General features: G+C 70.1%; 22 protein-coding genes. 5 read left to right on the forward strand and 17 right to left on the reverse strand.

The window, feature by feature from the left end; all coding sequences use genetic code 11:
- Positions 1-109 precede the first annotated feature (109 nt).
- From C1M51_RS02725 to C1M51_RS02740, 4 genes are all read left to right on the forward strand, one after another.
- Entirely contained in the window at positions 110-1291 is a 1182-nt protein-coding gene (locus tag C1M51_RS02725) for a VWA domain-containing protein (protein ID WP_129448108.1), read from the forward strand.
- Positions 1292-1305: 14 nt separating this feature from the next.
- Complete coding sequence (locus C1M51_RS02730; RefSeq protein ID WP_129448109.1) at positions 1306-3252, forward strand: autotransporter assembly complex family protein; 1947 nt, start codon at positions 1306-1308, stop codon at positions 3250-3252.
- Positions 3252-7556 carry a translocation/assembly module TamB domain-containing protein gene (locus tag C1M51_RS02735; protein ID WP_129448110.1) on the forward strand — a complete coding sequence of 1435 codons (4305 nt, stop codon included), beginning with the start codon at positions 3252-3254 and terminating at the stop codon, positions 7554-7556. The genes C1M51_RS02730 and C1M51_RS02735 overlap by 1 nt, the downstream gene beginning before the upstream one ends.
- Before the next feature lie 125 nt (positions 7557-7681).
- Positions 7682-7912, forward strand: a complete 231-nt coding sequence (locus C1M51_RS02740; RefSeq protein WP_129448111.1) for a hypothetical protein — start codon at positions 7682-7684, stop codon at positions 7910-7912.
- Positions 7913-8044: 132 nt separating this feature from the next.
- Here the strand turns inward: C1M51_RS02740 and C1M51_RS02745 are convergent, their stop codons facing one another.
- Genes C1M51_RS02745 through C1M51_RS02765 form a run of 5 tightly spaced genes read right to left on the reverse strand, consistent with a single transcriptional unit; the run spans position 8045 to position 14497 of the window.
- Positions 8045-8449, reverse strand: a complete 405-nt coding sequence (locus C1M51_RS02745; RefSeq protein WP_129448112.1) for a hypothetical protein — start codon at positions 8447-8449, stop codon at positions 8045-8047.
- On the reverse strand, positions 8446-8877 hold the full coding sequence (locus C1M51_RS02750; protein ID WP_129448113.1) for a lysozyme: 432 nt from the start codon (positions 8875-8877) through the stop codon (positions 8446-8448). The genes C1M51_RS02745 and C1M51_RS02750 overlap by 4 nt, the downstream gene beginning before the upstream one ends.
- Positions 8877-9284 (reverse strand): phage holin family protein, encoded by a 408-nt coding sequence (locus tag C1M51_RS02755; protein WP_129448114.1) that lies wholly within the window; start codon positions 9282-9284, stop codon positions 8877-8879. The genes C1M51_RS02750 and C1M51_RS02755 overlap by 1 nt, the downstream gene beginning before the upstream one ends.
- A complete protein-coding gene (locus tag C1M51_RS02760; protein WP_165349632.1) occupies positions 9281-11959 on the reverse strand; it encodes a hypothetical protein in 2679 nt (892 codons plus the stop codon). The genes C1M51_RS02755 and C1M51_RS02760 overlap by 4 nt, the downstream gene beginning before the upstream one ends.
- Before the next feature lie 30 nt (positions 11960-11989).
- The gene (locus C1M51_RS02765) at positions 11990-14497 is read right to left on the reverse strand and encodes a hypothetical protein (RefSeq protein ID WP_129448116.1); all 2508 of its coding nucleotides are present in this window, start codon (positions 14495-14497) and stop codon (positions 11990-11992) included.
- Between C1M51_RS02765 and C1M51_RS02770 the strand changes: the two genes are divergently transcribed.
- Positions 14498-14695, forward strand: coding sequence for a hypothetical protein (locus C1M51_RS02770; RefSeq protein WP_129448117.1), 198 nt, complete (start codon positions 14498-14500; stop codon positions 14693-14695). It abuts the gene before it with no gap.
- Here the strand turns inward: C1M51_RS02770 and C1M51_RS02775 are convergent.
- The 12 genes from C1M51_RS02775 to C1M51_RS02830 all read right to left on the reverse strand — a co-directional run bounded on the left by C1M51_RS02775 (position 14685) and on the right by C1M51_RS02830 (position 26572).
- On the reverse strand, positions 14685-16637 hold the full coding sequence (locus C1M51_RS02775) for a hypothetical protein (protein ID WP_129448118.1): 1953 nt from the start codon (positions 16635-16637) through the stop codon (positions 14685-14687). The genes C1M51_RS02770 and C1M51_RS02775 overlap by 11 nt on opposite strands.
- A complete protein-coding gene (locus C1M51_RS02780; protein WP_129448119.1) occupies positions 16637-18859 on the reverse strand; it encodes a hypothetical protein in 2223 nt (740 codons plus the stop codon). Before C1M51_RS02780 ends, C1M51_RS02775 begins: the two co-directional genes overlap by 1 nt.
- Entirely contained in the window at positions 18859-19365 is a 507-nt protein-coding gene (locus C1M51_RS02785) for a hypothetical protein (protein ID WP_129448120.1), read from the reverse strand. The genes C1M51_RS02780 and C1M51_RS02785 overlap by 1 nt, the downstream gene beginning before the upstream one ends.
- Entirely contained in the window at positions 19365-19781 is a 417-nt protein-coding gene (locus C1M51_RS02790) for a hypothetical protein (protein WP_129448121.1), read from the reverse strand. Before C1M51_RS02790 ends, C1M51_RS02785 begins: the two co-directional genes overlap by 1 nt.
- On the reverse strand, positions 19778-21973 hold the full coding sequence (locus C1M51_RS02795) for a hypothetical protein (RefSeq protein ID WP_129448122.1): 2196 nt from the start codon (positions 21971-21973) through the stop codon (positions 19778-19780). The genes C1M51_RS02790 and C1M51_RS02795 overlap by 4 nt, the downstream gene beginning before the upstream one ends.
- Positions 21970-22551 (reverse strand): hypothetical protein, encoded by a 582-nt coding sequence (locus C1M51_RS02800; RefSeq protein ID WP_129448123.1) that lies wholly within the window; start codon positions 22549-22551, stop codon positions 21970-21972. Before C1M51_RS02800 ends, C1M51_RS02795 begins: the two co-directional genes overlap by 4 nt.
- 62 nt (positions 22552-22613) lie before the next feature.
- Positions 22614-24527, reverse strand: coding sequence for a heparin lyase I family protein (locus C1M51_RS02805; RefSeq protein WP_129448124.1), 1914 nt, complete (start codon positions 24525-24527; stop codon positions 22614-22616).
- Position 24528: 1 nt separating this feature from the next.
- Entirely contained in the window at positions 24529-25179 is a 651-nt protein-coding gene (locus tag C1M51_RS02810; protein WP_129448125.1) for a hypothetical protein, read from the reverse strand.
- A complete protein-coding gene (locus C1M51_RS02815) occupies positions 25179-25454 on the reverse strand; it encodes a hypothetical protein (RefSeq protein ID WP_129448126.1) in 276 nt (91 codons plus the stop codon). Before C1M51_RS02815 ends, C1M51_RS02810 begins: the two co-directional genes overlap by 1 nt.
- Position 25455: 1 nt before the next feature.
- Positions 25456-25818 (reverse strand): hypothetical protein, encoded by a 363-nt coding sequence (locus C1M51_RS02820; RefSeq protein WP_129448127.1) that lies wholly within the window; start codon positions 25816-25818, stop codon positions 25456-25458.
- Between the two features lies 1 nt (position 25819).
- Complete coding sequence (locus C1M51_RS02825; protein ID WP_129448128.1) at positions 25820-26014, reverse strand: hypothetical protein; 195 nt, start codon at positions 26012-26014, stop codon at positions 25820-25822.
- A 39-nt stretch (positions 26015-26053) separates the two neighbouring features.
- On the reverse strand, positions 26054-26572 hold the full coding sequence (locus C1M51_RS02830; protein WP_129448129.1) for a hypothetical protein: 519 nt from the start codon (positions 26570-26572) through the stop codon (positions 26054-26056).

Raw genomic sequence — 26572 nt, forward strand, 5'->3', positions numbered from 1 at the left:
CGGCCGTTGACACAGGGTTACCTGTCGCGTCCGCACGAGCCGCAATCGCTGGGGCTACCATCGACGTTCATCGGCCAGCGCACCTTGCGCCCTGCTCTCCCGCGACGCCATGCTGATCGACTTCTTCTACACCCTGCGCAGCGCGAAGCTGCCCGTCTCGATCAAGGAGTACCTCACCTTGCTCGAGGGGCTGCAGGCCGGCCTGGCCGAGCGCGACGGCCAGCCCTCGGTCGAGCAGTTCTACTTCCTCGCCCGCACCACGCTGGTCAAGGACGAGGCCCACTTCGACAAGTTCGACCGCGCCTTCGCCGCCTATTTCAAGGGCGCCCAGATGCTGGCCGACTTCACGCAGGAGGTGCCGCTCGACTGGTTGCGCCGCACGCTGGAGCTGGAGCTCACCCCGGAGCAGAAAGCCGCGATCGAGAAGATGGGCTGGGACGAGCTGATGGCGACGCTGAAGAAGCGCTTCGAGGAGCAGAAGGAGCGCCACGAGGGCGGCAGCAAGTGGATCGGCACCGGCGGCACGTCGCCGTTCGGCCACTCGGGCTACAACCCGCAGGGCATCCGCATCGGCGGCGCGGGCAGGAACAGGAGCGCGGTCAAGGTGTGGGACCAGCGTACCTACCAGGACTACGACGACACCAAGGAGCTCGGCACGCGCAACATCAAGGTCGCGCTGCGCCGGCTGCGCCGCTTCGCTCGCGAGGGCAACGAACTCGAACTCGACCTTGACGACACCATCCACCGCACCGCCGCCAATGCCGGCCTGCTCGACATCAAGATGGTGCCGGAGCGCCACAACAAGGTGAAGGTGCTGCTGCTGATGGACGTGGGCGGCACGATGGACGAGCACATCCACCGCGTGGAAGAGCTGTTCAGCGCCACCAAGACCGAGTTCAAGCACCTGGAGTTCTACTACTTCCACAACTGCGTCTACGACTTCATGTGGAAGCACAACCGGCGCCGTTTCAGCGAAAAGCACTCGACCTGGGACGTGATCCGCAAGTACAACCGCGACTACAAGCTGATCTTCGTCGGCGACGCGACGATGAGCCCCTACGAGATCCTGCAACCGGGCGGCAGCGTCGAATACAACAACGAGGAACCCGGTGCCGAATGGTTGCAGCGCCTGACCCACGCCTTCCCCAAGTACGCCTGGATCAACCCGGAACCGCAGGGCGTGTGGGGTTACCGTCAGAGCATCTCGATCATCCAGCAGCTGATGCAGCAGCGCATGTTCCCGCTGACGCTGCAGGGGCTCGAGGGTGCGATGCGCCTGCTGAGCAAGTGACCGGATCGCGGCCGTTGACCGCCAGGCTGCGACACGCCATCGCGACGGTGCTGATCGCCGTGGCCTGGAGCGCCACCCTGTTGTCCGTGCAGGTGGCATGGGCACAGGTCGAAGAGGACGACGCGGCGGCCCGGGACGAAGCGCGCGCCGACCAGGCCGGCGAAGGCGCCGCCGACGCCACCGAGGCAGCCGCCCGCGCCCCGTTGCTGGACAGCGGCGTCACCACGCTGACGACCGGCAGGCACGCGGCCTACCACCTCGAGGTGCGGGCGCCGAACCCGCTGCGCGACCTGCTGGTACGCCACCTCGACCTGGCGCGGTTCCGCGAGCAGCGCGACATCTCGGTGGTCGAGATCGGCCGACTGATCGCTGCGGCCCCCGATCAGGCTCGCAGCCTGCTGGAACCGGAGGGTTACTTCAATGCACGCATCGACGTGACGCGCGACGATGCACCGGCAGGCGGCCCGCCGACCGTGCGGGTGCGCGTCGATCCCGGTCCGCAGGTGCGGGTGGGCCGGGTGCAGATCGAGGTCCAGGGGCCTTATGCCGACGCGATGAATGCTGGCAACGCCGCCCTGCGCACCCGCTGGCAGCGGCTGAGCGCCCGCTGGTCGCTGAAGGAAGGGACGCCGTTCAGCCAGGCGGCCTGGACCGGCGCCAAGAACGCGCTGCTGGCCAGTCTGCGCACGCGCGGCTACGCGACGGCCGGCTTTTCGGGCACCAGCGCCGAGGTGGACGCCACCAGCAACACGGTGCGCCTGTTCCTGGTGGTCGATAGCGGGCCGCTCTACCGCATCGGCGAGATCCGCGTCGAAGGGCTGGAGCGCACACCGCAGGATGCCGCGCTGAACGTGCTGCCGTTCCAGATCGGCTCCGAGTACACCGAGAAGAAGCTGCTCGACTACCAGGAGGCCCTGCAGAAGACCGGTCTCTACGAGGGCGTGGCGGTCGAGCTCGACCAGAGCCCGGAGGGCGCCGACCACGCGATCGTCTACGCGAAGCTGCGCGAGAACAAGATGCAGAACGCCACGTTCAGCGTCGGCTTCTCGAGCAACACCGGCCCGCGTGTCGGCGTGGAGCACACGCACCGCCGCGTGTTCGGCTACGACCTCGTGGCCACCACCAAACTCAAGGTGGGGCGCGACGAACGCGAGGCCTCGTTCGACCTGCTCACCTACCCGCAGCCCGAGGGTTACCGCAACCTGCTGGGGCTGAAGGCCGACTACCTGGACGCCGGCGGGGCGGTGACGCAGACGCAGCGGGCGCGCGTCGGCCGCACGCGCGACACCGAGCGCATCGACCGCCTCTACTACCTCGAGTTCAACCGCACCACGGTCGAGACGGCGACCGCCCGGACCACCGACCGCGCGCTGCTCGCCAATTACGAATGGGTGCACCGCGACGTCAACAACCTCGTGTTCCCCACGCGCGGCCTGATCCTGAACGCGCAGAGCGGCGCCGGCGTGGCCTACGACGGCGGCGGCGATCGCGGGCCGTTCGGGCGCCTCTACCTGCAGGCGGTCTGGTACCGCCCGTTGATCGGCGGCTGGCTCGGGCAGCTGCGCGGCGAGGTCGGGCAGGTGCTGCGCCGTGACACGCTGGGCATCCCGGATTCCCTGCTGTTCCGCGCCGGCGGTGACGACTCGGTACGCGGCTACGGCTACCGCACGCTCGGCCCGGTGCGCGACGGCGCGGTGGTCGGCGGCCCGGTGCTGGCCACCGGCAGCATCGAACTGGCCCACCGGCTGTCGGACAGCTCGCCGCAATGGCGAAACTGGTACGGCGCCGTGTTCGTCGACGCCGGCAACGCGGCACTGACCTGGGGTGAATACGACGCGGCCGTCGGCTACGGCGTCGGCGTGCGCTGGCGCAGCCCGATCGGCCCGCTGCGCATCGACCTGGCCTACGGCCAGCAGGTCGAGGCCGTGCGGCTGCACATCAGCGTGGGGGTCACGTTCTGATGGCCGACACGCCGGCCCCGCGCGGCACGGGCGCGCCCGCTGCGGCGCCGCGCGCCGCGCGCCGCTGGCCGTGGCTGCTGGGTGCGGTGCTCGCGCTGCCGCTGGCCGCGGCGGCGGTCATCGCCTCGGCGTGGCAGGCGCTGCACACCGAGGCCGGCACGCGCTGGTGGCTCGATCAGATCGGCACGCATGTCCCGGGGCTCATGCTCGAAGCCCCACGCGGCGCGCTGCTCGGGCCGACCAGCGAGTTCTCGCTGGCGCGGCTGTCGATCCGCGCCGGCCACAGCACGGTCCGCATCGATGGCCTGCAATCGAGCGGGCTGGAGCTCGTCGACTGGCGCTTCGCCGCGCCCTTCGTTCATCTGCAGGCCCGCACGCTGGCCGCGCTCAGCGTGGCGGTCGAGCTCGCCCCTGCGCCCGGGCCGACGCCCGGCACGGGCGCCCCGTCCGACCTGCAGCTGCCGCTGAGCGCGCGCATCGACACGCTGCGCATCGAGCGCCTGCAACTGCCGGGGCTCGCGGCGCCGATCGAGGCCCTGAGCGCGCGTGTCGAGGCTGGCAGCACCCACCGCATCGAGGCCCTTTCGCTGCGCTGGAACGGGCTGCAGGCCGAGGGCGGCGGAGAGATCGAGGCGGCGGCGCCGCTGCCGCTGCGGGCGCGCTTTGCGCTGCACGGCGCCGCCGACGCCAGCGAGTCGCAGGTGCCGCCCTGGGCCCGCGGCGCGACGCTGGCGCTGCAGGCGGCCGGCCCGCTGAGCCGCTTCGACGCCCAGGCGACGGTGGTGATGCAGGCCCAGCGCCTCGATGCCCGGGCCCAGGTCACGCCCTTCGATCCCCTGCCCGTCTCTCAGCTCGACGCGCGCTTCGTGCAGCTCGACCTCGCGCGGCTGCTCGCCCCCTTCCTGTCCGCCGACGCGCCGGCACCGACCACCGACCTGACCGGCAGCGCCGTGCTCCAGCTCAATGACGACCAGCCGCTGGTGCTGCGGACCCAGGTGCGCAACGAGGCCCCCGGCCGCTGGGACCAGCGGCGCGCGCCGGTGCGCGAGATCGACCTGCTGCTGCGGGGCCGCGGCACGGCGTGGGACATCGAGCGCGCCCGCGTGCAGCTGGCCTCCGATGCGCGCACCGCGGCCGGGCTGCTCGAGGCCACCGGCCGCGTCGAGGGGCCCGACGCGCAGGCCCGGCTCCGGCTCGACGGCGTGCTGCTGCAGGGACTGGATCAGCGCGCCCCGCCGCTGCGGCTGAGCGGGCCGGTCGATCTGAAGCACGCCGCACCCGTCAACGCGGAAGCGGTCTTCGGTCGTCTCGCGTTCGATGCCCGGCTCGAAGGCGCGTTGCTCGGTCCCGCTCGCCACAACGCCCCCGTGCCGTTGCGCGGCACCGCGCAGCTCACGTTGCGTGGCAGCGCCACGCCCACGCTCGCCGTCATCGACACGCTGAGCGCACGCGCCGGCGCCGCACGGCTCGACGGCAAGGGGCGCGCGCAGCGCAGCGGCGAGCGCTGGGACACCGAGGCCGACCTGAAGCTCGCCGACTTCGACCCCGCAGCCTGGCTGCCCGGAGAACCCGCGGCTGCCTGGCGGCGCAGCCGCAACGCGCTCAACGGCCAGCTCAGTCTGCGCGCGCAGGTACCGGCGGCGGCGGCCGACACGGGTGCGCTGCTGGCGGCGCTGCGCGGCACGCTGCGCGCCGACCTGAGCGACAGCGCCTTCGCCGGCCAGCCGCTCGCGCTGCAACTGCAGGCCGATGCCGACGGCAAGGGCCGGCTCGACGCCACCGCCAGCGCCCGCGCCGCCGACAACCGCGCAGAACTCGACCTGAAACTGCGCGCGCCAGTCCGCGGCGGCAGTGCACCGGCTGCCGACGCCGAGCAACTGCTGCTGCAACTCGACGCGCCGGCCCTGGCGCAGCTCGCGCCGTTGGCCGATGCGCTGGGGCTGGGGCCGCTGACCGGTCGCGCCCGCCTCGAAAGCCGTGCCGACGGAGCGCTCGGAGCATGGCTGCTCGGCAGTGCGGCCAGCGGCAGCCTCGTCACGCGCGGCAGCCTCGAACTCGAGCGCCTGCAGTTCGGCAGCCTCCGGCTCGATGCGGCCCAGGGGCGCTGGGACGCCACGCTGCCCGGCAGCGAGGCCGTCGGCAGCGCGCTGGCGCGCGCCGCGCTGCAGGGCGAGTTCACTGCCACCCGGATCCGGACGCCGGCGCTGACGCTCCCGACCGTCGCGTTGCAGGCCGACGGCACGCTCGGCGAGCACCGCGCCAGTCTGCGCGCCACACTGCGGCAACCGCAGGCCCCGGGCAGCGAGGCCGGCGCCGCCGAACCCGCACCGCTGAGTCTGGTGGCGCGACTGACCGGCGCCTGGCAAGCCGGAGAGAACGGCGCGCCGAACCTCTGGCGCGCGCGCCTGCCCGAGCTGTCGCTGCTGCCCGTTCCACAAAGTGCGGGGTCGGTGCCCCCTCCCGCGACGGCAGCGGGCGCCGAGAGCGCCGACGCGGCGGCGGCCCGCGCCTCGGTCGCACCGCTGCCACTGGTCGTGGCACGCGAACTTGCGTTCGAACTGCAGCAGGGCGAACAGTTGCTGCGCTGGCAGATGACGCCGGGCAGCGTGGACGTGCTGGGAGCGGTGCTGCGCTGGCAGACGCTGCGCTGGCAGCGCCAGGACGAGCAACCTCCGCAACTCGACCTGCAGGCCGACGTCGAACCGTTCGAGGTGGCGCGCCTGCTGCGGCGGCTGCAGCCCGATTTCGGATGGGTCGGCGATCTGCGCGTCGGTGCGCAAGTGCGCGTGCGCAGCGATCCGACGGTCAGCGCGCACATCGAGATCGCCCGCACCGGCGGCGACCTGCAGGTCAACGAGTTCGGCAGCATCCAGCCGCTGGGCCTCACGGACGCCCGACTCGAGTTCACGGCCGAGTCCGGCCTGTGGCAGTTCAACCAGCTCGTCGCTGGCGCCCAACTCGGGCGCGTGGTCGGCGCGCAGACCGTGCGCACCGCGCCCGACCTGCTGTGGCCCGCCCCTGATGCGCCGGTCGAGGGCGCGCTGCGGGTGCAGGTCGAGAACCTGGGCGCCTGGGGGGCCTGGGTGCCGGCCGGCTGGCGCCTGGGCGGGCAGATGGACGGCACCCTGCTCGTCGGGGGGCGGTTCGGCGGTCCCGATCTGACAGGGCAGCTTGCCGGCCGCCAGCTCGCGCTGCGCAACACACTCGAAGGCGTGGCCCTGTCCGACGGCGAACTCGATGCCCGTTTCGATGGCGACACCGCCCGGCTGACCACGCTGCGGTTCAAGGCCGGGGAAGGCGAACTGCGCGCCAGCGGCGACGCGCGCCTGGGCGATGCACCCCAGGCGCGGCTGCAGCTCACGGCCGAACGCGCCACGGTGCTCGGCCGCGTCGACCGGCGCGTCGTCGCCAGCGGGCAGGCCAGCCTGGCGCTGGACGCCCAGACGATCAAGGTCGACGGCGAATTCCGGGCCGACGAGGGCCTGGTCGACATCAGCCGCAGCGACGCGCCCACGCTCGGCGAGGATGTGACCGTGCGCCGCGCCGGCGACGCCCCCGCGGCGGCCGAAGGTGCGGCGCCCCGCGCACCGCGCGCCGTGGACCTGCGTCTTGCGGTCAACCTCGGCCCGCGCTTCAAGCTGCGCGGGCGCGGCCTCGACACCCGGCTCGAAGGCGACCTGCGTCTCACCACGCCGGGCGGACGGCTGGCCGCCCACGGCGAGATCCGCACCGATGCGGGCACCTACGAGGCCTACGGCCAGAAGCTCGCCATCGAGCGCGGCGTGATCACCTTCGTGGGCGATATCGCCAATCCGCGGCTTGACATCCAGGCGGTGCGCGCCAACACCGACACCCGCGTCGGTGTCATCGTCGGCGGCAACGTGCAGTCGCCGCGGGTGCGGCTGTTCTCGGACCCCGAGTTGCCCGGCACCGAGAAGCTGGCGCTGCTGGTCACCGGCCGCAGCTACGACAGCCTGGCCGGCGGCGATGTGCTGCTGCTGCAGCGCGCCGCGTTCGCGCTGCTGGCCGGCGACGGCGCCGACGGCAAGAACCCGCTGGACGTGGCGGGCCTGCTGCGACTCGACGAACTGTCGGTGCGGCAGAGCGACGGCGCCGTCAAGGACACCGTGGTCACGGTCGGCAAGCAGATCTCCGACCGGGTCTACGTGGGCTACGAGCGCGGCCTGAACGCCACCGCCGGCAACTGGCAGCTGATCTACCGCATTGCGCAGCGCTTCACGCTGCGCGCCCAGTCGGGCGAGGACCCGGCGGTCGACCTGATCTGGATCTTCCGCTGGAACTGAGACCGCAGCTGGCCTCCTACAATCCAGCCCGCCGCCACCGTAGTTCAGGGGGAAGGCTTCATAGGGGAACGGGCCTTGGAGTAGCAGTGCCAGTAGCTGGCGCGGCCCGGCGCTACGATGCCCCCATGAAGACAGTCCCGTACTGGCGCTGGCGCGTCCCTCTCGACTACGACCCGAAGCGGACCCACGTCACCCGCTGGATGATGACCGAGGAGCAGGCGCTGGCCCGGTGGCCGACAGCCGTTCGGGAGGGGCCGGCCGAGATGCGGAGCCTCCCGGAGACCCAGGAGGAGATCGCTGGCATGCACACCAGCGGCTTCCTGCGGGGCGAGAAGATCAAGCAGCAGGGGGTCTAGGTCGGCCACGCCTTCAGCATCGCCCTCACCCGAGCCCGGCACTCCGCCGCGGCAGCCTCACGGGCAGCGATGATCCGAAGCATCTCACCCAGTCGCACGTCGCCATCCGGCCACGCCGGGCCCTCCCAGCACTCAACGGACAAGTTCGGCGGGAGGGGCGTCGTGTCCGGGCGCGTCGTCACCGGCGCGGCGCAGCTCGTCAACAGCGGCAGCAGGAACAACCACCTCCGCCAGCGTGGCCGGGCAGGAGATCGGCGTTCTGAGGGCGATGGACAGGGCATTGCTGGCCTCCGTGAGTCTGCGGTCCTGCTGGCGGCGCCAGCGCTCGAATTCGGCCGCTGCTGAGGCGGCGCGCTGGGACCGGGCCTTCTCTTCGAGCCGAGCCTGCTCGCGTGCGTCGAGGGTGGCGGCCTGCCACTTCGCCCGCTCCACCGTCGTCGCCGTGCGCCACACCGCGATCCCTGCGCAGGCGCCCAGGCCGGCCAGGATCAGCGCCCAGACCCACCAGGGCATCAGGCTGAGGATGAAGCGGATCACGCCTGGTACAGCACGGCCTCAGCGTGCCGCCTCGCAATCAGTCCCTTGACCACCCGTCCGCCGGCCATGTTGAACCACTTCATGGCCTCGATGCAGCCCTCGGGGTCGCCGTTGTTGTGGCGCCGGAGTGCGGTGGATTGCGTCATGGCCCGGACGCCGACGTTGTAGGCGAACACGGTCAGGGCGGAGAGTTCGTTCGGAGTAGGCGGCTTGGTGCACGCCTTGAGCACTGCGTCCCGGAACCCGACGAGTTCCTCCCGGAGCCATTCGTCGGCCTGCTCCTGCGTGCAGGTGTCGCCTTCCTGCACGTCGGTGGTACGGCCCCAGCCGATCGTCCAGACGCCCACGATGTCCTGGTAGGCGGTGAGCCTGCACCCCTCCCACTGTTTCAGGAGTTCGACGCCGGCCTGGTTGATCGGCCAGTCCATCACCGCCCCGAGTCACCACCGATCAGCCGGTCAGCCCGACGACGCAGCGCGCCCTCTGCCCAGGCGATTCCTCGCGCCCCCATGTGCCCAGCCATACCGACCACCGCGGCGGTCAGTACCGGCTGCAGGTTGAGGTACTCGCAGAACCAGAAGGTCAGGAGCCCGGCGAGCGCGGAGGTCGCCATCTCGCCGATGAAGGCCGTGATGCTCGTGGCATCGACCTCCCCCTTGCGGACCTTCGTGTAGAAGGCCGCGATGCCCCCCAGCAGGCTGACGCCGAGGATCAGGCCGTACTGCTTGAGCGAGTAGTCAAGCGGGTCTTTCACGATGATCTCGACCGCCCTCGCCTGCATCGGGAGCATCAGATAGGCGCACAGGATCAGCTGGATGAGGATGCGCATGGTCATGTCGTCGTCAGGAAAGCATCCGCCCCGAGCATCGTCACGGAGTCGGCCGCGCTCGCGAGCTGGCAGCTCAGGTTGAGAGAGAAGCCGGCCGCGACCGCCACGGTGCGGTTCGTCGGCCCGCCTGGGTCTTGCGCGGACAGGCCGTCAGCGCTGAAGCTCGTCCACGCGCGCTGCGTCGCGTCGCCGGTGCCGTCGATCGTGAACGTGATCTCGAACGTGCCATTGGCCGAGGCCGACAGCACGAACGCCTGGCTCAGCACGTCCCCGCCCGGCGTCGAGCAGCGGAAAGTCTTGGTGCCCGCGGTGCCGGTCAGCGTGCCGCGCAGCTTGATCACGAGCTGGCTGCAGGCGTTGAACTCGCCGGCCGCGGTGCGCAGCCACGTCGTCAGCAGGTTCGTCTCCGACGTGGTGCCGGTCAGCGGGGTGTTGAGGAACGACGTGACGCGAGCGATCTGCCGCGGCTTGGCCCGCACCATCGCGGGCGTGAGCCCGGAGTTCTGCGCCACGTTCCCGAAGCGGCGGATGTCGATCAGCGCATCGGTCGGCGTCCCGGCGGAGACCGTGATCGCGGGCTTGCCGCCGATGTCGGCCACCTGGCCCTCGATCTCGACGCTGGTCGAGGAGGAGGTGAAGTTGACCGCGCCGACCGTGGGCACACCGCCGCGCACGAGGAAGTCGCGGACGCGCAGGCCGACCCAATCGCCGCCGATCTCGATGCCGGCCTCGGTCGGGAACAGGTGGCGGCTGCCGAGGGACAGGCAGCCGGAGCCGTCGGGCGTGTTGACGGAGCCCCAGCGCTCGCCTACCCGGCAATAGCTGGAAAGGTTGTGGCTCAGGTTGGCGTCACGCCGGGTGATGTCAGCGCCCGACCCGGCCATCAGGTAGCCGATGTCGAAGCCATGCATCTTGCAGCCCTCGACGGTCGCCTGGTTCCAATAGCCGTCTTCGCCAAGCCACACACCGTTGCCGTTGGTGGCGCCGAACTCGCCCCAGGCCGACACGTTCTTGACGGTGGCGTTGCGGGAGCGGACGTAGACCGCGCCGCGCACTTGCTGCATCGTCACGTCGGCGATGACGGTGCCGTCGCAGGTCGGGTGATCTGTGATCGCAGAGAAACTCGTGTTGCGGATGTGCCCGCGCTGGATCAGCGTGTCCAGGGTCGGAGCCGCCAGGGTGGCCGAGAGCGACGGCGTGTAGGTCACGTCCACCATCTGTCCGCCGTTGGCGAAATCGAAGTCCGCCAGGATCACGCCGGCCGAGCCGTCGGTGATCTTCACGGCCTGCCGGTTGGTCGCCAGCGCCGTGTCAGGCGCTGCGTGGCTCTTGATGTGGTCGATGCGCGAGCCGTTGAAGCAGCCGCGGTAGATCACCTCTCCGCCGGCGTTGCGCACATCCAGGCCGTTGATGCGCATGCAGTCGGCGAGGGTCGCCTCCACCAGACGATTCGAGACGGACGCTTGCTCGACGGTGAGGTCGCGCAGCAGCACGTTCGACAGCGGCGTGATCTTCTTGACCGCCGCGCCGATCGGGTAGCCGAAGCGCAGCATGCCGCGGACCTGGATCACGTCCGCGGACGGCCTGGCGACGCATTGGAGCGGCTCGCCCAGGGGGACCACATCGGCACGCTCGCCGAGTTGATCCTCCCCAGCGGAGGCGCTGTTGGCATCGACCGTCGAGACCACGCGGAACCAGTCGCCCACCGCGATGTTGCTGCCCGGCGCCGTGAGCTGGTTCGTCCACTTCGTGGCTGCCACGGTCAGCAGCGCGGCCGTGCCGAGCGATCCCGTGCCCGAGATCAGCGCATCGGTCGACGACAGCGCGGTGTTCGCGAAGTTCAGCAGCGATCGACCGCGCCCGATGACTGTCAAGTCGCTGTAGAGCGGCAGCTGGCCGTCGACCCGGATCTCCCACGGCGGGAGCACGACATCGCGCCCCTGGTCGCGACCCGCCTCGAACGCCTCGATCAGCGCCGCGGTCTGGTCGATCGCCGAGTTGTGCGACAGGTAGTAGCCGGCGTCGATGTAGCGCGTGAGGCCCGCGGCTACCGTCTTGGCGTCATCGTCGTAGCTGTTGGAGGGATCGAACGCGATCAGCGCCGCGCCTTTCGAGCCCAGCGTGGTGTTCAGCAGGTCGAGCGCCAGCGCCGATGCGCCGCCGGCCTCGGGGATCAGGGCCGTCGGACGCCCGATGGCATCGAAGCCGAGCAGCCGGTTCGCACGTGCCGACACCGACGGGAGAATCGGCGTGGTCAGCTCAGCCGCGCCGAACACGAGCGCGCGACTCATCACCTCCAGCACCTGCTGGATGAGCATCACGTTCTTGTCGAGCCCGCCCTCGTGAGTGTTCGCCGGGAAGGCGTCCGCCGTGCGGTAGTCGGTGAGCTGCGTGGCCGGCACATCGCGGAGCACGGTGATGGACCCGCCCGCGACATAGGCGTCGGTCGTCGTGACTATCCCGCCGTTCTGGTTCCCGGCGCCGATCACGTCGTAGTCGACGCTCAGCGCCAGCAGCGTTTCCTCGCCGTCCGCGTCGGTGTAGATGACGCGGAGGTGCGAGTTCTCGAGGAAATAGAACGGGACCGTCCAGGGGCCGGAGGTGCCGTTTGTCGAGTATTGCGCCCGACTGGTGGTGGCTTCGACGGTCATTGCGCGCAGGCCCTGAAGAGACTGCGGCATGCTCCCGTCGGAGCCGGGAAGCGTTTTTGCTTACGGGGCGATGGCGCCGAGGTCCGGAGCGCGATCTGGCGCCGTGTCCTGCGGCTCCCACCAGTAGCCCTGGCGCCAGTCCTTCTGCGCCCGGTTGCGGACGCGGGCGAGATAGCCTGGGCTCAGGTTCTCCTGCACGGAGTTCAGCACCGCATGGTCGAGCGCGGCCTTGCCCCACCACAGGTTCACGAGCGGCGCGTGCGAGCGCCCGAACCGGAAGGCTTCCGCGCCGAAGTGCGTCACCTTGCCGGCGTTCATCTCGTCGATATTGCCCTTCGTCAGCTCGTACAGCTCGGCCGCGCTGCCGAAGCCTGGGCCGAGGAAGGACTTGCCGAAGGTGTCGAGGGGGCTGCGGTCATCGGCCGTGTCGGTCAGCAGCATGTCGCCGACGAAGCCGAGGCCACCGCCCTGCGCCACCGCGCGGGTCCAGAACTTCGGCGTCGTCATGTCGACCGGGTCTTTGCCGGCCACCAGCTGCTTCGTCTGGAACGCGATCGCGCCCAGGACCGTCAGGCTCGTCATCATCGCGGCCGCGTAGACCAGGCGGTTTGCCATCAGCGGCGCGCCCTCCAGGCCCTGCGGCGTGTCGATCATCCGGCGCCAGTGGCGCGAGATCATCGCGATCGGGAAGGACTTGAACTGCGCAGTGGAACGGGCGAGCTCACCGCCCATCGTGCCGCGCTGCGCGCCGCCGCCCGAGGTGATCGCGCGCGTCGTGAGGTCAGGATTCAGGATCGCGATCTCCGACTCGTCGGTGATCATGCCGATCATCTTGGCGACCACTTCCCCGGCGCGCGGGTCGCCGGTTGCATAGATCGCGTCCGGGGTGATGAAGTCGACGCCGCGGTGCTGCGCCATTTCGGCCCGGCGCATCAGGTCCCAGTCCGCCTCGGTGAGGCCCTTGCTCGACATGCGCCAGCGGTCGTATTCGGTGAGCGCTCCCCATTCGGTCTTCGACAGCCGGGCCAGGCCCTGCATCATCGTCAGCGAGAAAGCCCGGCGCAGCGTGTCCGTCCAGGCGTTCATCAGCGAGAGCTTCATCGTGCTCGACGCGATGCGACCCGACCAGTTGTTCGCGATGTGCTCGCCGCTCCAGCGGTTCAGGTCCGACACCATCGATTCGGCGATGAAGCCGTGGGCGTTCATGAACTCTCTGGTGTCCGCCGAAGCGGCACGGCCCAGGCTGCGCAGGCCCTGCCAGTACCCCAGCTTGTTGTAGCCGGTGGTCACGAAGTAGGTCCCGGTGTCGGTCAGGCTCGACAGCACCGCCCATTGAAGCTTCCCTGTGGTCTCGATGTTTCGCACGTTCTGGCCGAACTGCGCGATGCGCGCGTACTGCGCCTGGCCGGAGGCACCGGACAGCACCGACCACTGCGCTTCGGGCCCGGCCATGTTCTCGGCGATCTGCCCGAGCAGGCTACCGCGCACGCCGTCGGCGCGCTCGTACAGGTCGAACTGCAGGCGCATCTGCGCTTCCGGGTTCGGGCCGTAGCGCTCCACCAGGCCGATGTCGCGGGACAGACCGCCGATGTGCCCGATCATGGCGTCGTACATCGAGCCGGTGCCGTAGCGCTTCAGGTAGGCCAGGTAGGCCTCGCCGTCCTCGAAGTGAATTTCCCGGGACTCGCTGCCGCGGTTAGCTCGAGCGCCGGTGCCGCGCGATGCGCCCGGAGCCACCTTGTTGGCGCCGCCGGTGGCGATGGTCTCGTGCGCGCTGCGCAGCACGTCGAGCAGTTCGGCGTCGCTCATGCGCGCGCCGTCCTCGCGCAGGTAGCGGGAGCGGTCGAGCAGCGGCAGCGCATCGGCCGCCCACTTCTCGGCGCCGGCCGCCAGCACGCGCGGTTGATCGTGCGCCTGGGGCAGATAGCCATAGTCCAGCCGCCCGACATCGCCGCCGGCCGCGTTGAAGCGCTGGCGCATGCCCTCCGTCACTTCGAGCCACGCCTGCGCGCCCTTCTGTGCTGCAGCGTTGCCAGTGCCGGCCTTGCCCTGCGCGAACACCTCGAGCGCCAGGTCGCGCGACATCGTCGGGTTCTCGGCGTCGAACAGCACCATCAGCGCCCGACGGCCGAGGCTCGCGTCCTGCTGAGAGGTCGAGGCATCGATCAGGTCCATCAGCTGGCGCGTGCCGTCTCGCTTCACCCCGTCGATGTAGGCGTTGGTCCGCTGGTAGTCCTCGACCAGCGCCCGCGCGCGCGTCCAGCCCTTCTGCCGCACCATCGAATCGACCAACCGGGTTTCGGTCTCGGCGGTCTTGAGCGCCTGGCGCTGGGCGTTCTCCAGCTTGCGGGCCGCCTCGGCGGCGATGTCCTCCTGCACGCGCTGGGCGGCCAGCAGCAGACGCTGGTCGGCCGGGGTCGCCGTCCACGCCTGTGCGTCGTCCTTCGCCAGTCTGCGCATCGTGGCGGCCATGCGGTCGTCGATCGCCTGCGCCTGGGCGTCCGTCAGGGGCTTGCCGCCGGTGGCGACTCGGGCAGAATTCAGGGCCTGCCGGCACTTGGGGTTCATGTGCTTCTCACCTCTCTCAAGACCTTCGCCGCGCTGGCCGCGCTGGTGGCCATCATTCCGCTGATGGTCTGGGCCGGGTCCGGCAGCTGGCGCCACGCCCTGCACGCGACGAAGGAATACCTGCTCTCCATGGGCGTCATCGTGGTGCCGGTGCTGCTGCTGGTCGGGGCCATCACCCTGGCCGAGTTCATCGGCTGAAGCCGTTCAGCAGCGCGCACTCTGCGGCCAGCTGGTACAGGGGAGCGTCGGCCAACTCCGCATCGGTCTCGGCCTTCACGGCGGCAAGGAAGTCGGACAGGCGCATCGGCTTGTCCATGCCGTCGAGCATCACCTGCAAGTCCGGGTACTGGCGCTCGATCTCGGCCAGCCGGGCGTTCGCGGCGCCGGTTTCGGCCTTCTGGCCTGGCGATGCCGGCGCTGCAGTCCCCTCGGCAGCGGGCTTCGGGGGCGCTGACGGCGCTTCCTGGCTCGGTTCCGCGGCACTGGCGCGCTCCGGCAGCAGGCCCTGCGCCTTCGCCTCGACCCGGGCAGAACGCACGCCGGCGGCGATGCGGTCGGCGAACCCGCCAAGGCGTTCGGATACAATGCCACCGTCCGACTGCTCTGACCCACGGCGTGCAACAAGCGTCCGTCCGGTATCCTCGGTGTGAGCCTGCAACCGCTTACCGAGGGACTCAGACCAGTCGGATTTTTCTTTGGACATCACCTTGGTGTCCGATGCGCCCGGCTCCTGCACGTGGACGGTCACCAGGTGGCGCCCCTCGGCCCCGGAGATCACGCTGTCGGCGTAGACCAGCGTCCGCATCTCACCATCCGGCCCCTCCCGCTCGACCCGCCATGCGCGGCCGCGGTCACCGGAAGCTTCCTCTGCCGGCTCGTACCGGCGAATGATCTCAGGGAAGGCCAGCACGTCATCGCGCGACACCTGGAACGCTGGTGGCTTGTCCGATTCCTCGCCGTGCCGCCAGATGAACTTGACCAGGCCGAATCCGGCCCCCCTCACCTCGGCGTCGCCGAGCTTCTTCCAGCCCCCGCGCGACACCGCAACAGCCTCGATGTCGGCCGGCTTGATCTCCACCAGCGGATCGAAGCGGTCGCCCTGCGATGAGGCGCGCACCTCGTCGTAGGCCCGCCCCAGCGCCGCGCGCTCCTGAACGATGTCGGTCACGTCGACGCGCTCGCCGCGCGCCAGCTGCATCTCGGCGGTCTCGATCGCCCGGGCCTCGGCCGCATGCGCCTTGAGGTCGGCCGGCTCGGCCAGGCTGTGCGTCTGCTGCTCCTGCACCAGGTGCGCCACGCGCGCGGCATCGGCCTGCTCGGGGGTGACGTGCTGCGCGGCCGTGCGTGCTCGAGCACTGCGGAAGCCGTACACCGCGAACGGCGCCGGGATCAGCGACGCCACCGCCAGCCCGACCGGGTCGAGCGGGTCGTACCGGCTGGCGATCTTGTCGTAGTCGGCCGCCTGCAGAACGGCGCGGGTGGCCTGCTGCTGGGCCATGAAGCTGACCGGCCCGCCCAGTGCGTAGAGCGCTGCGGTCTTGGCGACCGTCGTGCCGGCCAGCGGGAGCACCGCCCCGGCTCCGAGCGCCGCGCCGCCGACTGCGCCCACTGCGGTGCGGGTGCCGAGGTCGACGCCTTCCTGCCGCAGGTCATCGGCCACCATCGATCCTTCGTCCGCCGCCGACAGCAGCGCGCCGGCCGGGCCGAAGGTCAGAACGTCGGTGCCGGCCTTGAGCAGGCCGCGGGTGAGGTCGAACACGACTTGCTCCGACCAGTGCGCCGTCGCCGCGTCCGGCCGGTAGCTGCGCGCCACGTTGCGGAACAGGTCGCCGGCGTCGCTGCTGAAGCCCTGCCCGACCCGATCGGCCGCCTGCAGCGACTCGGTGCGCTCCTGCGGCGACTGCAGCGCGAACATGCCGCCGGCGCTGCCCTCGGTGGTGGCCAGCGATTCGCCGAAGGCCCCGGCCACGTCGGCCCAGAACCCGGCGCGCTCCGCCCCGAAGGCTGCAGCGCCGCTCCCGAGTGCGCGCGGCACACCGCGCCAGACGCTGTAATCCGGCGCCGGCGCGGGGCGAGCTGGGCGGCGGGCCAGGTCGTCGAGGACCCGGTCGGTGCCCTCCTGATACAGGGCATCGAGCATTACGGGAACCTCACGATCACGCGCTGCCCCTGGGCGTTCAGCACCATCGCCCCGCCGGCCTGCACCGAGTACCGGCCCTGGCTCACGTAGACCAGCCGGGCGTCGGGCAGCGCCTGCAGGAAGTCGGCCATCGGCACGGCGTTGCCTCGCACGTAGACCGCGGCGCGCTTCGCCTGGTCGGCGTCGCCCTGCGGCAGGTTCAGCACGTTGGCCGAGGTGGCCGAACGAATCTGCTTGTCGAAGTCGTCCGCGGACACGCCGCGCGGCAGCGGCACCTTCGCGCCGCCGCGCTCGGTCAGGCCGCCGGTGATCATCCGCACCGCGCGCGCCGGGTCGAAGCCGCCCTCGGCCGCCATGCCGATGTTGGCCAGATAGGCCGCCTCGATCATGTCGCGGCGCTGATCCTCGTTCGGGTAGGCATCGCCGATCTCTCGTGTGATCTGGGCGCGCCAGCCCACCTCGGCGCCGCCCTCGACCTTCACGGTCTTGTCCTTCAGCGCCTGCTGGCCGCGCAGCACCAGCTCGGACGCGAAGCGCCCCGACGTCGTGCCGTCGGAGCCCATGGCGATGGCCAGCGCCAGCGGCACGTTCTTCTCGCGGATCGTGCGCGCCAGCGCCACGGACGCCGGTGCGCCGAGCGCTTCGGTCATCTCGGCGATGTTCTGCGCACGCTGCAGCGGCGGCAGCGCCTCGATCCGGGTGCCCCAGGCTTCGGCTTCCTGCACGGTGATCGGGGCGACTTCCTTTCCGAGCTTCGCGGAGATGACCGCGGCCTGTTGCACGCGCGCCGGCAGGGTCTGCGCGACCGCCTGCGGGCTCGACCAGTCCACCTCGGCCGGCTGCAGGTTCAGGAGCTTGGCGCCGTAGGTGAAGGCGTCGCGCTTGATCTCCGCGTCAGCGCTCGCCTTGATGCCGGTCAGCTTCTCGTGCAGGACCGCCGCATCGGGCGTGGTCGCCTGCGGGCGCGTGACGCTCAGGTACTCGGCCTGCTGCGCTGGGCTCATCAGCCGGAAGCGCTGCGCCTCCCCGAAGCGGGCTTCGGCCGTCAGCAGGTCGATCTCGGCCGGCGTGCCCTGCACCGCGCGCTTGGCCGCGGACACGATCGCAGGGTCCTGCGCGTAGCCGTTGTCCCACGCCGACATGACCCCGCGAGCGAGCTTCAGGCCTTCCGCCTGCGCCGCTGCGGTCGCCGCGCGCGCGCCGGCTTCCTGCTGGCGAACCAGCGTCAGGGCGTGGTTGGTGATGGTGTCGAGGCGCTCCGGCGATAGGTTGCTGAACACCGGGTCCTTCGCCAAGTCGACCCGCTCCGTCTTCAGCGGCGGCGGGCGCCGCGCCGGCGGCCGGGCGGCCATCTGTGCTTCCAGCCGGGCGATCTCACGGCCGACAGCGGCACGGGTACCGTCATCGAACGACGGATCGGACTGCTCCTGCTTCAGGATGCGCATGCGCTCGGCATCGCGCTCCGCCTGCACGTCGGCCGGGATCACCCACTCGCCATCCTGCTGCGGGCTCTCCGGTGGCGCGTAGCCGTAGCCGAGGCGGCGGAGCACATCCGCGGGATCGTTGCGCACCAGGCCCATCGCGGCGGTGTAGGTCAGCGCGTCGCGCGCCTTGGACACGAGCTTGTCCTTCACCGCGGGCGGCAGGTTCAGGCTGTCGGCGGTGACGGCGCGCCGCGCGAGCGCGTCCTGGTACTGGCTCGGGTCGGCCCACACCGCACGGCGGTCGTCGTCAAGCCCGGCCTCCCAGTCGGTTTCGAGCTTGGCCTGCCGGGCCTGGGTCTCGAACGACAGTGCCCGGCCATGGATCTGCGTGCGGAAGCTGTCCGACTGCAGGCGGAACAGCTTGCGGCCGCGCTCCGGCACCGACTTCTCGGTCTCGTCGCGCCAGGCGTCGAAGTCCTTCATGGTCGACGCCGTGAAGCCCGCAGCGCCGGCCGGGGCGTCCTGCTGCTGCTGGGCGAGCCGTTCGGCCCAGTTCGCATGCGCCAGGCTCATCGTGTTCGAGACCGAGACGTTTGCCTCGTCCTGGGCCTGGCGCTCGGCCAGCTGCCGAGCTTGCTCGGCGAGGCGTGCCTGCTCCGCGTCGCGCCGCTCGACGCTGTCCAGCGCGCGGAAGGCGCCCTGGGTCAGGCCGTCCAGGTTGATCGGGGTGACATCGCCGCCGCCGGTGCGCTGGAAGCCGGGCGACAGCTCGGACTGGATGATCGGGATCTTCGGCATCAGTAGCCGCCCTTCTGTGCGATCAACTCGCTCTGCCGGAACGAGGCTTGCGCGCTCTCGGGCATCAGGCGCGGGCCCATGCCGTAGCGCGCGTAGCCGGAGCCGAGCACGCCGGCCGCGTTCAGGAAGCCCGAGGTCTGCTGGTTCCGGCCGCTGGCGCGCACCGTGGCGGCGCCGTTCTCGAGACTCAGCGACTGCAGCTCGCCGCTGTAGCGGGTCGTCAGCGCGTCGAGCTCGGCATTGCCGGCGCTCTCGACCTGCAGCATGGCCAGGGAACCGGTGTTCGGGTCGAAGCCGGTCTGGGCGACGGTCGCGCGTTGCGCGGCCAGGCGCTGCCGGTTGGTGCGGCGCTGCTGCTCCTCGCGGGCACCGGCGACGCGGCGCGCGGTGAGCGCGTCGTTCTTCATCTGCTGGGACTGCGCCTTCGCGTTCGCGTTGGCAGCGGCCCCGGCGTAGACGGTCCCGACCGCGGCGAGGATGTAGGGGATATAGGCAGCGAAGGCCATCAGTGCACCCGTGCGTAGAGGTAGGCCGGCCGGCCGGTGGGCAGGTAGGCCTGCATCGGTTCCGGGGTCTCGCGCGCGAAGCCGAGCATCTCGGCCCAGCGCGCGCCGGCGGCGAAATCGGCGTCGACAGCCATCTCGATGCGCCGCGCCGCGGAGCGTTCGAGCGCGCGCAGGACCGCGCGGTGCACGCTGACGAACCACCGGCCCACGTCGTCCCCGAGCAAGGCCCAGGCGTAGGCACGGCCGGGCCACACGTCGACCAGGCCAGCTGCGGCGATCGGCAGCCCGTCGGCGACCGCAGTCCACGCAGCACCGAAGGCTGCGGGCGGGCTCGCGCGCAACTCGTCGCGCTGCGCCGGCTGCACCGTCATCAGCTCGATGTGGTTCACGTGAAACGGGATGATCACGAGGCTCATCGGTCTTGCGTCACGAGTTGCGGCATCAGGGCCACGACGTTGATCGGCATCGGCTTGTCGCGCACCACGACCACCGTCGGATTCATGTCGTAGGTGCCGGGCCAGTCGATCTTGATGTCGCCAGTGAACGGCGGCGGCGGCGAACCCATCGGCGTGGACGGCAGGCGGTCCTGCAGGTCCTGCAGCTCGTCCTCGGAGGGGCCGACCATGCCGCCGAGCGAGTTGATCTGCCGCACGACCATCGAGTGCACCCGCTTGGTCTTGCCTTGGGCCGTGCCGTCGGCGGCACCGGCGTTCAGCTGCATGGTCTCCAGCAGGCCGCGGTTCGGCAGGCCGACGTGCACCTTCGACGCCGGCAGCTGCAGCGTGATCGCCCCGCCCTCGACGGTCCGATCCGGGTGGGACGCCCCATCGGCCAGCACCCACACGACCTTGCCCTCCAGGTGCTCTAGGCCGGAGAACACCGTGGCGGGCGCGCCGTCATAGGTCAGCCCGAAGTCGACATAGAACCAGTCGGCCTGCGCCGTCGTCAGGTCGGCATCGTTCTCGAGGTAGCCGATGTAGCGCTTCGTCTGCCCGTCGACGGTGAAGCGCGCGATCAGCCACAGATCGTCGCGCGTGCCGTCGGGCGCCGGGATGGTCTCGACGGTCTCGACGACCCCGCCCTCGATCGGGCGCCGGCTCCAGGCGACGACATCCTGCTCGCGGTTGAAGGTCAGCCCGACCAGCGCCCCGTCGCTCAGCGCGCACCAGGCGATCGACCATGGCTCTTGCTGGTAGGACATGTCGATGATGGCCGGCGCGGTGATGTGGTCGGCGAACACAGTGGTGTCGTCGCTCTTGAAGCCGTCTTCCTCGAAGCGGAAGGCCATCGCGCGCATCTTGCGGCCCGATCGCTGCATGAACAGCGTGACGTCGCCGATGCGGATCGGGGCGACCAGGTTGGAGCCGTAGGTGCTCTGCCGGCGCGTCTGCGCGTTGGCCGGGCCGAATGCCTCGTTCGTGGTCTGCTCCGAAATCGCCCACTCGTCGCCGGTGGTGCCCAGCAGCAGCACGTTGCCGGGCGAGAGCCAGCGGATCGTGTTGACGCGATCGGAGGCGATCGTGCGGTCGAATCCGGCATCGGAGCCGATCTCGCCGTCGATCTCGTAGCTGAAGTTCTCGAAGTCGGCGGCCACGCTGAACCAGACCGTCGATCCGCGCGAGAACACCAGCCGCTCGCGGAAGAAGGTCACAGCGGTCGGGTAACCGCTGACCGAGCCCCAGGCCGACATCGCCCAGCGCTTCGAAGCCTGGCCGGACGAAACCGCGCCGTTCGGGATGCGCGAGACCACCGTTGCGGCAACCTGGGTGTCCGACGTGTAGCCGGTGATCTTCGCCCAGCCATAGCCAGCGTCGAGGTACTGCCACCGCACCGTGCCGTCGCCGTCGTAGACCGCGCCCTCGTTGTGCGTCGGGCGGATGCTTCCGGTGGTGCCGCTGTTCAGCGCCTCGAAGTTCTTGCCGTCGGAGCGGCGGATGTTGCCGCTGGTGATCGCCTTGCCGGCCTCCCAGATCGGGTTGTCGCGCACGTCCTTCTCCGCGAGGTAGACGTACTGGCCGACCATGGCGGCGGTGAAGACCGATGCGCTGGCGATGATGTTCACCGCGCCGGTGGCGGCGCTGGCGTACATCGTGGTCGCGGTGTCGTTCAGCGGGGCGAATGGCGGAGGCTTGAAGTCGACGGCCGCGATCGTCCAGTTCGTCGGCGCGAGCCGCGAGAGCTTGCAGGGCGGGTAGTCCGGGTGGACGATGTAGATCACGTCCCCGGTCTGCACGAAGCGCAGCGCGAAGGTGCCGTCTGCGTTGGTCAGGTCTGCCGCTGGCCATGGGCTGGCGATCTCGTAGGGCACGCCCCCGTCGAGCAGCACGGCCCGGTTCGTGTAGAAGCGGATCACCGAGTCGGCGAACTCCAGCATGTAGGCCTGATCGGTCGAGAATTCGAACCGCATCAGCCACGTGCGATCGGCGCTGTCGTCCACCTCCGACACGAAGCGGATGCCGGGGCTCGAGATCGCCGGGCCCTGCACGGTCGGGATGAACCCCACCAGGCGCTTGCAGCCGTTGCCGTACTTCGCAACGTCCACGCGGCCGGCCACCATCGGCGACAGTTCGCCGCCGTTGAAGCTGGTCTGGATCGGGCTGGCCTTCACCGGCTGCCCCACCACGAGCCATCCGCAAGGGGCCGCGGCGGAAGCTCGATCGCGTTCGTGCGCTTGGCCAGCTTGATCGCCCGGTCCCACTCCTGCCAGGCCGCCTCGCGCTTCGAGATGGACTGGGTCATATCCTCGGCGACTTCAGCCGCGAGCCGGCAAGCGAGCGCCTCGACGAACAGCGGCGTGTACAGGCCGGCGTTGACGACGCGCTGCACGTAGCGGATGCGCAGCGGCGAACCTTCGTTGCACAGGATCGCGTTGCCTTCCAGGTGGAACAGCTCGCCGCCGCCGCTCTGGTACATCACGTAGTTCTCGCCGACCTCGACCAGGCGCAGGAAGCCGTTCGGCAGCGGGAATGCCTTCGTCCAGCCGAAGGCCGGAACGGTCGTCGACGCCGGGATGGACGAGCGCGCCATGGCGAACGACCACGGGTGCGCGGCCAGCTCGGCGTCGCGCTTCACGTCGTAGATCGCCGCGAGCGTCTTCGCCTGCTTGCTGGTGTCGGCCAGGCTCGTGATCCGCGCAGAGCCGATCTTCGTCAGGGCCTGGTTGCAAATCTCGATCTGACTGGCCACGGCCTACCTCTGATGTTGGAGCCGAGGCATTGAACCCGCGCGCGGGCGAAGCGCTTTTTGCTTCAGCTGGACTCGGCGTATGCGCGGACCTGGGCCTCGGTGTAGATGTTCCCGGTGTCGACGATCGCGCCCATCGCGCCGTACATCACTTCCTTGAATGGCATCGAGGTGGGCCACACGTTGTTCGTGTCGAAGCCCCAGGGGTAGAGCCCGACTTTCATCCACGGGGGATAGGCCGCGTTGTTGTAGCCGACGATGTCATTGCGCGGCCCGAGGCGGGACACGCCGTCCTGCCACCACTGGAAGAACGGGCCATTGGCCGTGTTCTGGGTGTGCTTGAACTTGCCGACGATCGTCACCCAGGTATCCAGCGGCAGTGACGACGGCGTCGAGGCGGTCGAGCCGTTGTTGTTGCCCGTCACCGGGTTGGCGTTCCAGCGCAGGTGCGCCTGGATGTTGGAGCCGCCCAGCTCGACCGAGTGCCACGGGTTGGCCGGAATGCCGCCCAGCTGGTGCAGCTGCATCAGGATCAACTTCTCGCTGAACGACGCCATGATGCGGCGCACGCGGAAGAAGTACCACATCATCAAGTTGGTCTCGATGCGGCCGGCGTAGGGCGTGCCGTTCGAGTAGGTGTGATAGATGCTCAGCTCGCAGCGCGGCGTGCCGGAGGTCAGGCCGTCGTTGCGGCCGACGCGCAGGATGAAAGCCTTCTTCGCGCCGTCGGCCGGGTCCGTGACCTTGCCGAAGCGCAGCGTGCCGTAGGTGCCGCCGAGGTCCGATCGGCGGTAGCCCGTCGTGTCGTTCAGCGAGTTGACGCCCGGCGTCTGACCGTCGGTCTCCAGGCCCCATGTGCCGATCGCCGATGCGAAGGGCAGGTTCGGGCTCAGCAGGCACTTGACGTGCTGCGACTGGATCGGGCTCGGGGGCGGAGCCGGAGGCGGGGGCGGCGGTGCGGCGGCCGGGATGTCGGCGAAAGCCGAGTCCGAGGTCAGCGACTGCGTGCCGATCGACGCCGTCACCTTGGCGATCAGGCGCTGGCCCTGGTCGGCGGTCACGACCACGTAGGTCGTGCCGGTGGCGCCGGCGATCAGCGTGGTGCCGCGGTACCACTGGCGCGAGTAGGCGGTCGGCGTGAGGTTGTACGTGCCATTGCCGACCGTCAGCGTCTGGCCGACCGCTGGCGTTCCGCTCATAGTCGGCTGCGTCACGAGCGACAGGACTGCCGCGGCGGGCACTTGGGTGCCGGCACTGAAGGCAGGTACGTCGGAGGCCACGCCGTTGGAGCCGCGCACACGCAGCGTCAGCAGCTTGCCCTGGTCGTCGGCCACCACGGTGTGATCGATCGCCGTCGCGCCGCTGATGGCCACGCCGTTGCGGAACCACTGGTAGGCGAAGGTGATGGTGGCTTGGCCGGTCCACGTACCGTTCGTGCCGTTCAGCACCGTGCCAACGTCGATCGCGCCGCCGCCGGACACCGATACCGCAGGCAGGACCGTGTTGACCGGCGAGTTCGCCAGCGCGATGGCCTCCGAGATCCTGGAGCGCACAAAGGCGGCCGTCGTGACCTCATTGCCAGCGGCGTCAGCGGGAGGCGACTGGGCCAGCGTCGCACCGACCAGAACGGGGTTGACCTTGTCCGCTTTCAGGTTCAGCAGGGCCAGCAATCCGGGGTCGCTCACGTCGAGCGGCTCATCGGCGAGGCCGGCCAGCACCAGATTCCGCGCCTGCTGGACCGCGTCGATGTTCGTCATCCACGCCATGGAGATTGCGAGGATGGTTTGCTGCGCCGTGATGCCGTCGTGCACCACCGGCACCACCTCGGACCCGGTGACGACATCGCCAGGGGGCAACTCGTCGATCCCGTCGAGCCCGCCGAACATCGTGATCGCACCGTCAAGCCGCTTGAAGCCGACGAACTTGAGGGCCACGTCATCCCACAGGATGCAGAAGGCGGAGACTTGTTGGAGTGCCATGTCAGGGCTCCAGGCAGAGTTCCAGCGTGAAGACCTGGGGCGTCTCCGCGGTGCCCGACATATCGATGCCGGCCGAAAGGATCAGCGCGGTTGCATCGACATCGGGAACGGTCTTGTCCTGCGGGAAGGAGAACGAGGTGCCGCCGCCCGACCAGCCGCCCACGTTCAGCGGGCCGATCTGGCGCACGTTGGTCGCCGTTGTGAGGATGTGGGTGGTCTCGGCAGCCCACGAGCGATTCGCCGAAGCGAGCCCGGGCGCGTTCTCCCACAGCACCGTGTCGGCGGTCGTGCCGGCGGAGCCCAGTCGGCAGCGCACGAAGGACGACGCCTCGGAGCCGGCGGACTTGCCGAAGGTCACGCGGATGATGAACTGGCGGCAGGCGCGCAGGATGCCGATCGGCAGCGTCCCCGTCTTGATCACCTGGTCGGCGCCGCTGGTCGTGCCGCTCGACGACGCGGTGTCGAAGATCACGCGCGTGGGTGCGATGACGACCCAGTACGTGCCATCCCAGCGCATCAGCGTGCCAGCAGGCCCGCCGATGTCGGTGATGGTCTTCATCGCGCCGAGGCGCGAGCCCGTGCCGCGTGCGGCCCAGGTCGAGGAGCCGTCGTAGGGCGCGCCGCTGCCGGCAAGCGGGAACGTGAGCCGCATCACTTCACCTGTTCGGCTTGCGCGTACAGGGCGCTCGGCGAGCCGCCGGCCACCAGCGCTCGAATCTGACCAGGCGGATAGATGAAGCCCCCGCCACCGTTCGCGGTCAGCGTGGTGTCGACGCCCATCGCGACCGCCGTGGAGCCGTCCGGCCCCTTGTACTGAAGCGTGATGGTCGCGCCGCCGAAGGTGCCGACACAGGTGAACACCCCTGTGCCGCCACCCCACTGGACCCACGAGCCCGTTGCCGATTCGTTGGAGAGAAGTTGCGGCATGTCAGCCTCGCTGTTCGAGAAGGGTTGCCACAGCCGCGTCGGCCTCCGCGCGCAGCGCCTTGAGGCGCGATTTCGCTTCGCCTTCCTCGACCTCGTAGGCGCGCAGCTTCTCGGCTTGCTCTGCCTGGGCCGCGGCGATGGCATCGCGGGTGCTCTGCAGCTTGGTCTGCAGGCCGGCCAGTTCCTTGGCGGCCGCCTCACCCGCCGCCACGTTCGCCGCAGCGACGCGCTCGGCCTCGATAAGGGCGTTGCAAACGCGGCCGGCGTGCTGGAACACGCCGAACATTCGCGCTGCATGCCCGAGCAGCACGCGCGCCTCCTGCAGGTCCACCTGCACGGGCTCAGGAGCCTTCGTGCGTGCCATGTCAGGCCGGCGGCCAGGTGTCCTCGATGATCCGCTGGCGGATGGCATCGAGCGTCATCAACGCGGCCTGCTTGCCGTTGTTCGTCGCGTCGTAGGTGATGCGCACCTCGACATCCGCGCCGGCGGTGGTCGTGCCGGTCTCGGCCACGTCCACCTTCGTCGCGCCGAACTCGCCGGACCAGAATCGATTCGCCATGTCTTGCTCCTAAAGAGCAGGGGCCGAAGCCCCCGCGAATCACTCGCCGGACACGTACTGCATGCGGAACAGCGCGGTCCCGGTCGCGTCGGCGTCACCGGTCAGGGTGAGCGTCACGTCGTACTCGAGGTGCGGGTCCTTGGTCAGGCCGGAGATGCACTCCCACACGCGCTTCTCGGCGTTGGCGATGCCGCCGACCGCCGAGGTGGCCTCGAAGGTGATGTCCGCGCCGTTCAGCGCGCCGTCCTTGAGGGACAGGGCCGAGCAGATGGCATCCACGTCGACCACCGCGCCGCCTTCGTCGCTGGTGCGGTACAGGCCGATGTCACCGGCCGTGGTCGTGCCGATGTCGGGGCTGTAGACGCGCAGCGCCGACAGTCGATCGCTCGACTTGATGCGCATCAGGCGGTAGGTCGAGCCGGTCGAGTCGCCGGAGGTGATCACGGCGAAGCCCTGCGACTCGCGCAGGTTGCCGTGTTCGATGTTGGCCGAGTTCAGGACTCGGGGCGTGGCGGTCGCGTTGGTGATCGCCGTGGACTTGAGAGCAACAACACCCAT

Origin of the sequence: Methylibium sp. Pch-M (assembly GCF_004136295.1) — a bacterium.
Lineage (GTDB): Bacteria > Pseudomonadota > Gammaproteobacteria > Burkholderiales > Burkholderiaceae_C > Methylibium > Methylibium petroleiphilum.

Coding starts and splice junctions, on each gene's coding strand:
- C1M51_RS02725 (WP_129448108.1), top strand. CDS start 110: ATGCTGATCGACTTCTTCTACACCCTGCGCAGCGCGAAGCTGCCCGTC.
- C1M51_RS02735 (WP_129448110.1), top strand. CDS start 3,252: ATGGCCGACACGCCGGCCCCGCGCGGCACGGGCGCGCCCGCTGCGGCG.
- C1M51_RS02740 (WP_129448111.1), top strand. CDS start 7,682: ATGAAGACAGTCCCGTACTGGCGCTGGCGCGTCCCTCTCGACTACGAC.
- C1M51_RS02750 (WP_129448113.1), bottom strand. CDS start 8,877: ATGGACTGGCCGATCAACCAGGCCGGCGTCGAACTCCTGAAACAGTGG.
- C1M51_RS02755 (WP_129448114.1), bottom strand. CDS start 9,284: ATGACCATGCGCATCCTCATCCAGCTGATCCTGTGCGCCTATCTGATG.
- C1M51_RS02760 (WP_165349632.1), bottom strand. CDS start 11,959: ATGCCGCAGTCTCTTCAGGGCCTGCGCGCAATGACCGTCGAAGCCACC.
- C1M51_RS02765 (WP_129448116.1), bottom strand. CDS start 14,497: ATGAACCCCAAGTGCCGGCAGGCCCTGAATTCTGCCCGAGTCGCCACC.
- C1M51_RS02775 (WP_129448118.1), bottom strand. CDS start 16,637: ATGCTCGATGCCCTGTATCAGGAGGGCACCGACCGGGTCCTCGACGAC.
- C1M51_RS02780 (WP_129448119.1), bottom strand. CDS start 18,859: ATGCCGAAGATCCCGATCATCCAGTCCGAGCTGTCGCCCGGCTTCCAG.
- C1M51_RS02785 (WP_129448120.1), bottom strand. CDS start 19,365: ATGGCCTTCGCTGCCTATATCCCCTACATCCTCGCCGCGGTCGGGACC.
- C1M51_RS02790 (WP_129448121.1), bottom strand. CDS start 19,781: ATGAGCCTCGTGATCATCCCGTTTCACGTGAACCACATCGAGCTGATG.
- C1M51_RS02805 (WP_129448124.1), bottom strand. CDS start 24,527: ATGGCACTCCAACAAGTCTCCGCCTTCTGCATCCTGTGGGATGACGTG.
- C1M51_RS02810 (WP_129448125.1), bottom strand. CDS start 25,179: ATGCGGCTCACGTTCCCGCTTGCCGGCAGCGGCGCGCCCTACGACGGC.
- C1M51_RS02815 (WP_129448126.1), bottom strand. CDS start 25,454: ATGCCGCAACTTCTCTCCAACGAATCGGCAACGGGCTCGTGGGTCCAG.
- C1M51_RS02820 (WP_129448127.1), bottom strand. CDS start 25,818: ATGGCACGCACGAAGGCTCCTGAGCCCGTGCAGGTGGACCTGCAGGAG.
- C1M51_RS02825 (WP_129448128.1), bottom strand. CDS start 26,014: ATGGCGAATCGATTCTGGTCCGGCGAGTTCGGCGCGACGAAGGTGGAC.
- C1M51_RS02830 (WP_129448129.1), bottom strand. CDS start 26,572: ATGGGTGTTGTTGCTCTCAAGTCCACGGCGATCACCAACGCGACCGCC.